Genomic DNA, 12,966 nt, shown 5'->3' on the forward strand with positions numbered 1-12,966 from the left:
TCCTTTACTTTGTGGAATTTTCCTCTGCACTTGGCACAGTAGGAAGTGTAGGTGCTGCTGGAGCAAGCGGCGCTGATGTGTTAGTGGTATTTTGTTCTAAACTTGGTATCAAAGAGGAGGCTTTGTTTACGACAGAATCTGCGTTTTGGTTTTTATTATATAAATAACTTAGGGTAACTGTGTTGCAAATCAACAATAAACCTAAGAAAAATGTAGCCTTAGCTAAAAATCCAGCAGGCCCCTTTGCGCCAAATAAACTCTCATTGCTGCCACTGTAAGCACCAAGACCTATACTTGAGCTTTTTTGTAGCAAAACAGCTACACAAATCGCACATACTAAAATACACTGAAATACTATAAAAAGCGTAATCATCAAATTTCCTTAAAGAGATTTAAAGGGCAATTTTAGCTTAAAAAAGTTGATAGAAAATTGAAAAAAGTAAAAATATAAAATTTTATTTTAAAAGGCTCTAAATTTAGAGCCTTCATTTCATTCTCTGCTTGTAAGGCCCAGAATTTGAAGTAAGGATGTGAAAAGATTATAAAAATCTAAATAAAGAGCTACCGCACCTTCGATAGGGGTTTCATAGTTTCCTCTTATGATATTTTGAGTATCATAAAGTATGTAAAAAGAAAACAAAATAGCTCCAACGCTAGCGATAGCTAGTTGAAAAATAGGGCTTTGAAAGAAAAGATTAAAAAGCGAAGCACAGATAAGCACTATAAGCACTATGAAAAGCATTTTTCCCATAGTTGTAAAATCTCTTTTTGTGTTCATAGCAAAGATACTTAAGCCAGCAAAAGCAACAGTTGTTAATGCAAAGGCTTGAGCTACTATCTCAGCACCTGCTGGCATAGCTAAAACAGAACTTAAAAGTGGGGTTAAAGCCAAACCGGTACAAAAAGTAAAGGCAAAAAGTAAAACTAAATTTAATGGGGCTTCTTTCTTTTTGGCCAAAAGGGCAAATAAAAGCACAAGTGTTATACCAAAAAGTACTAAAACAGGGACTATACCTCTTATATAAGGCACAAGGGCACTTATACCAACATAAGCTCCGGCCGTTCCTGCTAAAAGCGAGGCTGCAAAAAGTTGATAGGTTTGTTTTATAAAAAGACTTATGGCACTTTTTGAGCCGTAACGTTCTTGATCTTTAGCGTAATCTCTATTGTAAAGACTCATATTTTCCTCCGTTATTTTAAATTTACAAACTGTATCTTAAAAAGTTAAATACAAACTAAATCCTAAAAACAAATTTTTAGATATACTTAGATAAATATTTAAAAAAGGTATTTAATGCAAAGTATAATCAAAAAAGGTGCGATGAAATTTATGCAAGAAAATTTCAAAGAGCATAAAGAACTTTTCAAGTCTCTTAAAGATAGGCAAAATCCGCATACACTTTTTATAGGTTGTTCTGATTCTAGAGTTTTGCCAAATTTAATCACAAACACAGGTCCGGGCGAGCTTTTTGTGGTAAGAAATATAGCCAATATAATACCGCCTTATAGAGTAGGAACTGATTATCTAGCCACAACCTCGGCTATAGAATACGCCATACAGTCTCTTAAAGTAAAAAACATCATAGTGTGCGGACATAGCAACTGCGGTGGCTGTGAGGCACTTTATGATGAAACACAAAATAATACAAATATAAAAAATTGGTTGAGTATCTTAAATAATATAAAGAGTGAAATTTCTGAGCTAAGCATAGCTAAAAATGATTTTGCCATGCGCGCTTGGCTTACTGAAAAGATGAATGTCTTAAATTCCTTGCAAAATTTACTTTCATACCCCGGAGTTGAGGAAGGCTTTTTAAATAAGACTTTGGAGCTTCATGCTTGGTACTATATAATAGAAACGGGTGAAATTTATGAGTATAATTTTGATGAAAAAAATTTCGTCTTGATAAACACTTAAAGGAAGGCTGGATGAAAAAAATATTTCTTTTATTTTTTACTTTTGCAAGCTTGCTTTTTTGCAAAGATGAGCTTTTAAACACTGTGGAGGATTTCTTACACTATGAAAACAAACTTAATGATTTAAACATAAAAAGCGACGGAAATTCATCTCGTTTTGCTAATGAGAAAAAAGAACTTACAGAGCTAAAGGAAAAAATTTTAAATAATCTACCAAGATTAATATCATCACAAGAAAACAACATAAGCCTTGTATTCAAAGCCGAAAAAGATATTTTAACTCAAAGGATAAATGAGGCAAAAGATGGAGAAAAGGCAAATTTGCATTTTAAGATGATGAATGCTGAACTTGATCTTGTATTTTACGACTCTTTGTTATCGTTAAAAACATTATTTCAAGGCAATGCAAATTCACAAGATATAAAAAACTTGCTTGATGAAAATATGTTAAAAATTGATACAAAAATCGATGAAAATTTAAACAAGGATATGCAAGATAAGATAGATGTAAAAATCAAGGCCTATGATGAAATTTTAAATTTTTTAAAGCAAAATGCTTATTCTTTGCAAGGAAATTTCATCTTTTCCACACTAAGACTAGATGATATAATCAACTATATAAATTCATTTTTCACAGTAAAATACATAAATGTTGGCAAGATAGTTTTGTGCATAGCGATACTGCTATTTTTTGACCTCTTAAAAAACATCATACCTATGTTGATTTATAAGATTTTGGTAGAAATTTTACTATCAAGCACAGCCAAACAAGCAAAACAAGATGAGCTTAGAGATATTTTTGTTAAGAAAAACAAAAAGGCCATAAGATTGATACTTTTTGCTTATGCACTTAGCATTTGCGTGTCAGTGATTTACTATCCAACGCCTGTTGATCTTTCTCTTACAAACGCCTTTTACATACTTTACGCCATTTTATTTACTTATCTAATCTTAGGCTTGTTAGATAGCTATGGGATAATACTTTTAGCAAAATTGGCCAAAAAAAGCGGAAAAAAAGAAGTTGTTAATCTCATCATCAAAATAATATATTTTATCATCATTATAATTTCAACACTTTTTATCTTAGCAAGGCTTGGTTTTAATGTCTCAGCCATAATCGCTTCGCTTGGGATAGGAGGGCTTGCAGTCGCCCTAGCAGCAAAGGATGTGATAGCAAATTTTTTCGCTTCTTTGCTACTGTCTTTTGATGATAGTTTTAATCAAGGAGATTGGGTAGAAATTGGCAATATACAAGGAACTGTTGTTGAAACAGGGCTTAGAAAAACAACAATTAGAACCTTTGATAACTGTTTAGTATTTTTGCCAAATTCTACAGTTATGAGCTCAAACATAAGCAATTGGAGCAGAAGAAAAATAGGAAGACGTCTTAAAATGTCTTTGGGACTAACCTACGAAGCTAAGGCAGACCAGCTTGAACACTGCGTAAAAGATATAAGAGAGTATTTGTTAAACAGCCCTTTGGTGGCACAAGCAGATGATGACGCGGTGAAATACGGGGATTACCGTTTAAAATACAAGCAAAATTTGGTTTCAGTAAATGATCTTGAAGGCTATAAAAACGCTTGTTATGTGGCTTTGAGCGCATTTAAAGATAGTTCTATTGATATAGAGCTTGATTTTTTCATAAAAAATACAGATAAAAGGGGCTTTTTTGAGGCCAGGCAAACAATAATGCTTGATTTAATGCGTATAGTTGAGAAAAATAATCTAAGCTTTGCCTATCCAAGTCTTAGCGTGTATCTTGAAAATAACAAGGCTTAAAAAATCTTAGGTTTTCACCTAAGATTAATAAGCTTGTTTATAGCATTTTACTTCTATTTTTCTAGCAATTGGCATGCCTGTGTTTTGAACTTGAACATTTGTTGGGTAATAACCATCAACTTCTGCGTGTCTGCCAATCTTTAAATCTCCAAAATCTCCATCTTCAAAGATATTATCCATGCCAAAAAAACCGCAGTCATCAAGCTCTATTCTAGTGCTTGGTAAAACCTTAACCTCAACCGGACCTTGATAGATAGTATCTATAACTATACTCTTGCTAGCATCCTTTACCTCTATGATAGAACCTTGCAAAATGCTGTCTGCAGAAGCCAAAGAAACCAAAGAACAAAGTCCTAAAATAACGCCTAATTTTTTCATAATTTCTCCTTATTTTTGAGTTTGGGAAATTATAGGATAAAGAAGTGAAGCAAATGTGAATTTGTCTTTATTTTTTTGATATAATCAAAAAATTACTTTATTTAAAGGATTTTCTTATGAAATACTGCTTCAAAATTCTTTTGCTAAGCTTTCTTACATTTTTCTTTTTATCTTGCGGTAGCGAACAAGAACAAGGAGTGAGGGCAAAAACTAGTGGTATATACAAAGCCGATGAAAAAGTTTTCATTGAATTTAGTGAAAATTTCTTAAAGCAAGAGGATAAAACTCCACAAATTAAAGCAAATATAGATGGTAAAAATGTTGATTTAAATGTCACATATGAGGGAAATAAACTACTATTTTCTTATCCTTTTAAAGCAAATGCTGATATAAATGCAAATTTAAAAATAGCCAATAAAAATGTTAGGCTAAATTTTAAAACCCCTTATCTAGACCTTAGGCAAGATTATATAAAAGTGGTTGAGGGCGAGGATGCAAATTCCAAAAGAGTTAGGATGTATTTCATAAAAAGCCCGCAGTTTGTGGCTGTAAATGAGGACGCAATTGAGGTAAAAATTAACGATAAAAGCACAAACTTTGCAGTGAAAGAATATGCAAGTGGAATTTTCATAGAAACTGAGGATATCAAAGATGTAGATATGCTTAAATTTGATTTAGAGCTTGACGCTAGAAAAATGGGGCTTAAAAAAGATGAAACTTTTTCTTACAATTTAGCCCTAAAAAAGGCTGAGGACGATAAGCTTGTAAGCACTGCTATTAAAACCGATGAAAGATTGATAAATATAGAATTCTCACAAGAACTTGACGATAAGCAAAATTTAAAAGACTTTGTAAGTATAAGTCCTAACCTTTCATACACAGCTTCTGTGTTTGGCAATACTTTAAAACTTAATGGAAATTTCGACACAAGCAGCACTTATAAAGTGCAAATTATGCAAGGCTTTAAGGCAAAAAATAATGCAAAGCTTGAAAAAACTCTGGTATTTGATGTGGATTTTAAAGACCTTGAACCTGGGCTTTCTTTTGCCTCAAGAGGTGTATTTTTACCGCTTAGCGCAAATAAAAAAATAGGCATTAAAACTAGAAATTTAAGCAAGATAAAACTAACCGTACATCAAATTCAAGTGAACAACCTAAGTGAGTATCTAAGATATAAAAATTTCGAAAATGGCATGGATTCTGACGCGGATTCAAGTGTGGCTCTTACGACACAAAGGGATAGTTATTACAGCAATGACGGATTTGAGTATGTTGCAAAAGAGGTTTTGAGCAAAGAATTTGATGTGGTGCTTGATAAAAATAAATGGGTAAGCAGCGAAATACAACTTGATGGCTTAAAAGACTTAACAGGGGTATTTACAGTTACCTTGCAAGCACTTGAGGACGGCATTGAGTATAGTTTTGATGAGGAATATCACAAAGACAGATTTTTATACGGCAAGGGCAAAATTTCTAAAAACCTAATCTTTTCTAACATAGCCTTAATAGCCGAAAACATAAATGATAAAATTTATGTAAATGCTAGGGATTTCACAAGCTCAAATCCTCTTTCAAACATCAAAGTAGAACTCATAGATAGATACAACAAAGTTGTTACAAGCGGCACAACAAACAGCGACGGCGAGCTTGTCTTCGATAAGATAAATAGCGAGGAAGCTATGCTGCTCATAGCAAGCGATACTAAGCAAGCAACAATCTTAAAGCTTAGCAATCCCGTAAGTTTAGACGGCTTTGATGTAGCTGGCGTGCAAAACCCAGGCTCAACAAAGGCCTTCATATACACAGATAGAGGAGTTTATAGGCCGGGCGATGATGTGCATTTTACCGTCGTGGCAAAAAATGATGATAATTTCGTAGAGCACCCGATAGAACTAAGCATACACGACCCAAAAGGCAGTAAAATTTTAGATAAAGCTCTTTTAAATCCTAGTAGCGATGGGATGTTTTATCATAAAATAAGCCTTGATACAAACGCTCTAACAGGCATTTACAAAGCACAGCTAAAAATAGCTAATAATAGCTTTTATGAAGACATCTTGGTTCAAACAGTAGAGCCAAACCGTCTTAAGGTGAATTTAAGTGCCATAGCAGATGAAAACAAGGTGTTTTACGATATAAACTCAAGCTATTTATTTGGTGCGCCTAGTGCGAATTTGAAAGTCAAAACAAACATAAGATACGAACACAAGCCCTTTGTAAATTCAAAATACACCAATTACATCTTTGAAGACCTTGCAAATCTTTTATACGCAAACTATGATAATCAAAATGCTAACTTAGATGAAAATGGATTATACAAGGGCTCTTTTAATATGCCTTCTAGAGTGCTTAACGCCAATGGTTTGTTGGTTGAAGCCGTGATAAATACAGAAGTTTTTGAAAGCGGAGGAAAAAGCACAAAGGCTGTAAGCAAGCTTGACATAAATAAAACAAAGCATTTTATAGGTGTTAAAAAGCTTGAAAACTCATACGCACAGTCCGGAAGTAAATTGAGATTTGATGTTGTGGTTAGTGATTTAAACGAAAATTTAGTGAAAAACAAAGATTTAGAATATGAAATTTATCAGGTCGATTACTCTTGGTGGTGGGATTATGATAGATTTGATAGCTTTTTAAAATCCTCTAAAAGAGCAACAACTTCCAAACTTGTGCATAAAGGCAAGTTAAAATCGCAAGATAAGCCAACAAGCTTTTCTTTTGATACCTCAGGGTATTATGGGGATATGTATGTGCTTATCAAGGATAAAAACGAACCTTATGTAAGAACAATGCAGCATTTTTATGTAAGCTCATTTGGCGAGCCTAACAAAGCTGATATAATCAGCTCTTTAAAGATTAAAAGCGATAAGAAAGAATACAACATAGGCGATACTGCCGTGGTTGAATTTGAAAGCGTAAAAGATGCCATAGCCCTAGTTAGCATAAGCAATGACAAGGATATTTTGCAAAGATATGCTGTAAAAACGACAGATAATTCAACAAAACTTGAAGTAAAAATAGACAAAAGCTATGTGCCAAATATCTATGTAAGTGTAAATTTGATACAAAATTACGAAACGCTAAACAACGATAGAGCCTTAAAACTTTTTGGTGTCGTGCCTATATCTGTAAAAGATGATAGCACAAAATTAAACTTAAACATCAAAGCACCGGATAAAATAAGACCAAATGATAAATTTGAAGTTGAACTACAAAGCAGTGATAAAAAGCCCTTTACTTACACTGTAGCCATTGTGGATGAGGGTTTACTTTCTTTGACTGATTTTAAAACCCCGGATATTTGGGGGTATTTTTACGCAAAAACCGGCTTTAAGCTGAAAATTTTTGATACTTACGACAAAATTATAGCTAAGCTTGATGAAAATGCTAGAACTGTGCTAAGCACGGGAGGCGACAAAGAACTTAGAGTGGATAAAAATAGAGACGAAGAAGCACAAAGATTTAAGCCTGTTGTGCTGTTTCAAACACCTGTAAAAAGCGATGATAAGGGCTATGCTCAGCTTAAATTTACAATGCCATCATACATGGGTTCTGTTAGGATTATGGCAATTGCTTCGTCTAAACAGTCCCTTGGCTCTGCTTCTAAAAACATAACAGTTAGCGCGCCTGTTGTAATGCTTGAAACCTTGCCAAGAGCCTTGAGATTAGGAGATGAATTTAAGCTCTTAACCCAGGTGTTTAAAACCGAGGATAATGTTAAAAGTGCTACCTTGACAGTGCGTAGTAAAAATAAGCTAATTAAATTTAAAGAAGATAGCATAAAGGTTGATTTTGAGCACTTTAAGTCAAAGGATATAGTATTTAACGCAAAGGTAAGTGATGAGCTAATAGGCGTCGAGGAGATAGAATTTGAACTTAGGGCAAATTCTTACACTTACAAAAACACTGTGCAAATTGACATCAAGCCTTTAAGTGCTTTCACATATGAAAGAGAGAGCGTTTTGCTTAATGCAAATAATTCTAAGCAAGAATTTATAATCCCTGACACCTTTATAAAAAATAGCGTAAGAGCTCATATCAAGGTATCTCCAAGACCTATAATAAATATAGAACACAGGCTTAAATACCTCTTGCAATACCCTTACGGTTGCATAGAACAAACAACCTCGGCGGTTTTACCTCAACTTTACCTTGATAGATTTAGCAAAAAAGCCGACAAGCAAACGGCTATTAACAACATAAACGCAGCTGTGAGTAGGTTTGCTAAATTTCAAACAGCAGATGGCGGCTTTTCGTATTGGCCTGGCGGAAACAAATCAAACGCTTATGGCAGCAACTACGCGGGCATGTTCTTGCTTTTAGCAAAGGAGGCTGGGTATTATGTGCCTGATTCTATGCTAAAAAGGTGGATAGAGTATCAAAAATCCTTCGTAAGCTCAGGCACGCAGTCAGCCTACACGCTAAATTTAAAGGCTTATTCGCTTTATTTATTAGCCCTTGCAAAAGAGCCAAATATAAGTGCTATGAATATGCTTTATGAAAGATTAAGCGAACTTAGTAATGAATCTAAATGGCTTTTAGCGGCTGCTTACAAACTAGCCGGAATTGATGAAAGTGCTTTAAAAATAGCTTCTCAAACCTCGACAACACCAAATAGCACATTTTATAGCTACACTTACGGCTCAAGCACAAGGGATAAGGCCATAATAGCAGTAGCTTACAATCAAATCTATGGTAAAAATGATGCAAATTTGCTAAAAGACTTAACAACGCAGCTAAGCTCAAATAACTACCTTTCAACTCAAAGCATGGGCTATGCTTTATATGCTTTTGCCCAGTCTTTAAACATCAAAGAAAGCGCTAGTGAAAATTTTATGGACGCTACTTTAAATTTAGACGGCAAAAATATCAGACTTAATCAAAATGATGAGCAAAGCTTTGAATTTAACAAGGGCAAGGCTGTTATCGAAAGCAAAAAAGAACTCTTTGTAGACTTTATCGCAGAGGGCTTTTTAAAGGAAGCAAAACCCCTTGCGGATAACTCCGGCACGGCTAATCAATACATAGAACTTTCAAGCAAATTTTATAATGCAAATACTGTAGAGCTAAGCAATGGGCATTTTAACGAGGCTGCCTTGTATACGGAGGATACTTTTAAAAGCTCTGATAGCATATACATGGAAACGGCTATAAGATTAAAGGATAATGCTCCTGTTTCTTATTTAGAAAATGTGGCTCTAACTCAGCTTTTGCCTAGCGGCTTTGAAGTATCTAGCAATCTTTTAGACAAGGATAATAAATTAATAAGCACGGTGCAAAATACGCCTGAGCTTGATTTTGTGGATACTAGAGATGATAAGATTATGTGGTTTATGAGCTTAAAAAAGGGCAAAACCTTGTATTTAAGAGCTAGGTTAAATGTCGTTACGCCGGGTAAATTTATTATGCCTGGAACTTACGCCGAAGCTATGTATGATAATAATTTCCAAGCCTTTGAAAAAGCCAGAACCATAACAGTTCATGAAAGGTAAAATTCTTAAAAGCTCTATTTTTATAGGGCTTTTACTTTTTTTATTTCTAGTTTTTGTATTTTTTAGCTTTGATGAAAAAGAACTCTTACAAACCTTTAATAGCAGATATAGCAAGGTTTTATACGATAAAAATAAAGAAATTTTAAGCGCTTTTATAAATGATGATGAGCAGTGGCACATAAGAAGCGATGATATACCAAGCAGGCTTAAAACCGCAGTTATTGAGTATGAGGATAAGAATTTTTACTCTCATTTTGGGGTGGATTTTTTAGCAATTTTAAGAGCTTTGAAAAACAATATCCTAACAGATAAAAGAAGCGGTGCTAGCACCATTTCCATGCAAGTAGTAAAACTTGGCTCGGATAATCAAAGAACCTATCTTAATAAAGTTAAAGAAATCATACAAAGCCTTGCCCTTGAAACAAAGCTCACAAAGGATGAAATTTTAAAGCTTTATCTAAATAATGCGCCTTATGGCGGGAATTTAGTGGGCTTTGCTTCGGCGATTAGATTTTATTTTGATAAAAATCCTAAGGATTTGTCTTGGAGCGAGGCCGCTGTTTTAGCAGTGCTTCCTAACTCGCCCGGCCTTATAAGCTTAGAAAAAAATGATGATAAATTGCTTTTAAAAAGAAATGCCTTGCTAAAAAAACTCTTTTTAAAAGGCTACATGCAAGAGGATATTTACAAACTTTCCCTGCTAGAACCCTTGCCAAAATTTAAGCCAAGACGAAATTTAGCACCTCATCTAGCACAAGAACTTCTAAATTCTAAGCAAAAAGAACTCATATCCAGCATAGATAAGTCCGTGCAAGAAAGATTTGAAAGAAAGGCAAAGGAGTATTCTATTTATCTTAAACAACTAGGCATACAAAATTTGGCCATTTTGTTGCTTGATACAAAAACTTCCAAGGCTTTAGCTTATGTTGGTTCTCAGGATTTTTACGATACGCATTTAGGGCAGATAAACGGGGTTGTGGCCAAAAGAAGCGCTGGTTCTACCCTAAAACCTTTCTTGTATGCCTTAGCTATAGATGATGGCTTGATAGCTCCAAAGTCGATATTGCTTGATGTGCCTACATTTTTTTCAAATTTCAATCCCCAAAATGCGAACAAAAAACACTACGGCCTAGTAAGTGCAAAGGAAAGCTTAAGACGCTCTTTAAATGTGCCTTTTGTGGCCTTGCTAAAAGACTATGGATACGATAAATTTTTTTTCAAAATGAAAGATTTTTTGAACTTTGAGGATGAGGATTATGATAAATACGGCTTGTCTTTTATCTTAGGAACGAAAGAATTTAGCCTAGAAGAGCTTACTAAGCTTTATTTAGCACTTGGAAATTACGGAATGCTTGGTGAAATTTCATACAAAGAACAAGAACAAAGCCCGCAAAAAAGGCAAATTTTCTCTCAAGGCTCAGCCTATCTTACCTTAGAAGCACTAAACAATCTTCAAAGAGTAGGTCTAGAACAGTACAACAAAAACAACAAAATCATATCTTGGAAAACAGGGACAAGCTATGGAAGAAAAGACGCTTGGGCGATAGGGACAAGTGTTAATTACACGCTTGGGGTTTGGGTTGGAAATTTTAGCGGCGAGGCTAATGCGAATTTGTACGGAGTGAGCATAGCTGGGGATTTGTTTTTTGAGCTTTTGTCTTTGTTAGATAATACAAATTTAGCCTTCAAAAAACCGGATGATTTAAAACTCATAAAACTTGACTTTCTAACAGGCTACAGGTACGACAACAAGGGAGCTTACATAAAGGATTTATATCCAAAACAAGCTAAGGTGCTAAGAACTTCGCCATTTTTAAAGACCTTTTATGAGTATGAGGGAGAAAAAATAACTTCTTTGCATAGCAACTTCAAAGACGCACAAGCTGTTTTAAGGCTTGATTTGCCGCTAAATGCCGTGTCGTTTTTAAAGCAAGAAAGAATGTCTGTAAAAGCTTTTAAATCACTTGAAATTTTATACCCTACGCATAATTTAAATTTAATCCTAGCAAGGGATTTAAATCAGAAAAAAGGTCTTGTGGTAAAGATAGCCAATGTAAAAAATGACAAGCTTTATTATTATTTAAATGAAAATTTGATTTATGAGGGCTATAAAAACGAACTTGAGCTTGATTTAAATCCAGGAACTTACAAGCTTTATGTTGTAAATCAGCAAGGAGAAAGTGATTTAAGAACTTTCACCGTTGCAAGATAATCACTTATAAGCTATATTTTGCTCAAATTCCTTAAGTCTTTTATGTATGCTTCTAAGCTCTGTGATAGTTGTCCAATTTGTGATAAAAACACTAAAAGAGGTTCTAACCTGGTCAAAGGCATTATTCATTTGTATAACTATGCCAAGCCCTATAATACCGGCAAACAAAGACGGCGCTACTATCAAAAATGGCACTATAACCAAGCTTTGTTCAAACAAAATAAGCCAGATATTAAAATAACCATAGTGTAAAAACAACCTACGGTAATTAAGCTTAAGGCCTGTAAATAACTCAAGCATACTCTCTTTGCTAGCGTAATTTTTCCTATCGTCTTCAGCAAAAACAAGCTCTTTTCTAAAAGCAGCCTCCGCCTTTTGATTATTGTACTCAAGGCCTGGCAGTTTAATGCCCACAAACCAAGATATAGCAAGCCCACCAAGAGAGATGAAAAAGGCTACATATACCAAAAAGCCATCCACATGCTTTAAAAAGGCAAAAAAGCTCTCATCGCCAAGCTTTTCAAATAAAGCCCTTGAAATAGGCTCGCTAAGAGTGTAAAGTATAGGAATAAAAGCCATTAGTATCATGAGTGCTTTTACAAATTCAAGGCCTAATTTTTGAACTATCTTAGAAAAATTATAACAATCCTCTTGAATTCTTTGCGAGCTTCCTTCTATGTTATCATCCTTTAACTTCCATAGCCTAAGATACTCAAAGGTCATCGCCTCACGCCACTTAAAAGTGTAAAGACTAGCAAAGTAAATGCCAACGGTAGCAATGAAAACATAAGGTATAGCAATGCCCAAAAATACCCACACAAGAGAATAAAAAACACTTATGCCGTACGTGCCATGAGAGCTTATATCTCTGGAGTCAAAAAAAACTTCAAGCAAACTTTGGTAAAAAAATAAGGAGAATTTGTTTATAAAATTAGCCTCATCTAGCTTTTTTTGCGCTATGGCTGTGTTGTTATTATCTATCAAGGCTTGTTTAAATTCAGCCTCGGAAACTTCTTTTTTGGGAGCTTGCAAAACATCGTAAAAATCTTTATACCACTCATTAATAGAAACACTTAAACTTGTTTGAATGTAAAGCAAGGCGAGCAAAAAAGCTAAACCTAAATAAGCATAAAGGGCGAATTTTTTACTTAAATAAAATGATTTAAACATCTAAGTCCTTTATAA

Annotated in this window: 8 protein-coding genes; 4 read left to right on the forward strand and 4 right to left on the reverse strand. The window is 34.4% G+C overall.

Annotated features, from left to right (window positions below):
* Window positions 1-4: 4 nt before the first annotated feature.
* A complete protein-coding gene (gene secG, locus CAV_RS07365) occupies window positions 5-373 on the reverse strand; it encodes a preprotein translocase subunit SecG (RefSeq protein WP_094325879.1) in 369 nt (122 codons plus the stop codon).
* Between the two features lie 117 nt (window positions 374-490).
* On the reverse strand, window positions 491-1,180 hold the full coding sequence (locus CAV_RS07370) for a Bax inhibitor-1/YccA family protein (RefSeq protein WP_094325880.1): 690 nt from the start codon (window positions 1,178-1,180) through the stop codon (window positions 491-493).
* 114 nt (window positions 1,181-1,294) lie between these two features.
* On the opposite strand from CAV_RS07370, the gene CAV_RS07375 reads away from it, so the two are divergent.
* Complete coding sequence (locus tag CAV_RS07375) at window positions 1,295-1,918, forward strand: carbonic anhydrase (protein WP_094325881.1); 624 nt, start codon at window positions 1,295-1,297, stop codon at window positions 1,916-1,918.
* Between the two features lie 11 nt (window positions 1,919-1,929).
* A complete protein-coding gene (locus CAV_RS07380; protein ID WP_094325882.1) occupies window positions 1,930-3,699 on the forward strand; it encodes a mechanosensitive ion channel family protein in 1,770 nt (589 codons plus the stop codon).
* A 24-nt stretch (window positions 3,700-3,723) separates the two neighbouring features.
* Here CAV_RS07380 and CAV_RS07385 read toward each other — a convergent pair whose 3' ends face one another.
* Window positions 3,724-4,077: a hypothetical protein gene (locus CAV_RS07385; protein ID WP_094325883.1), complete on the reverse strand. Its 354-nt coding sequence runs from the start codon at window positions 4,075-4,077 to the stop codon at window positions 3,724-3,726.
* A gap of 116 nt (window positions 4,078-4,193) precedes the next feature.
* Here CAV_RS07385 and CAV_RS07390 point away from each other — a divergent pair, with 116 nt between their 5' ends.
* Together CAV_RS07390 and pbpC are read left to right on the forward strand one after the other, a co-directional pair.
* Window positions 4,194-9,569, forward strand: coding sequence for an alpha-2-macroglobulin family protein (locus CAV_RS07390; RefSeq protein WP_094325884.1), 5,376 nt, complete (start codon window positions 4,194-4,196; stop codon window positions 9,567-9,569).
* The gene (pbpC, locus tag CAV_RS07395; RefSeq protein ID WP_094325885.1) at window positions 9,559-11,781 is read left to right on the forward strand and encodes a penicillin-binding protein 1C; all 2,223 of its coding nucleotides are present in this window, start codon (window positions 9,559-9,561) and stop codon (window positions 11,779-11,781) included. Before CAV_RS07390 ends, pbpC begins: the two co-directional genes overlap by 11 nt.
* Here the strand turns inward: pbpC and CAV_RS07400 are convergent, their stop codons facing one another.
* A complete protein-coding gene (locus tag CAV_RS07400) occupies window positions 11,782-12,951 on the reverse strand; it encodes a putative transporter (protein WP_094325886.1) in 1,170 nt (389 codons plus the stop codon).
* Between the last annotated feature and the right edge of the window lie 15 nt (window positions 12,952-12,966).

Source organism: Campylobacter avium LMG 24591 (assembly GCF_002238335.1).
In the GTDB taxonomy this organism is placed as follows: domain Bacteria; phylum Campylobacterota; class Campylobacteria; order Campylobacterales; family Campylobacteraceae; genus Campylobacter_D; species Campylobacter_D avium.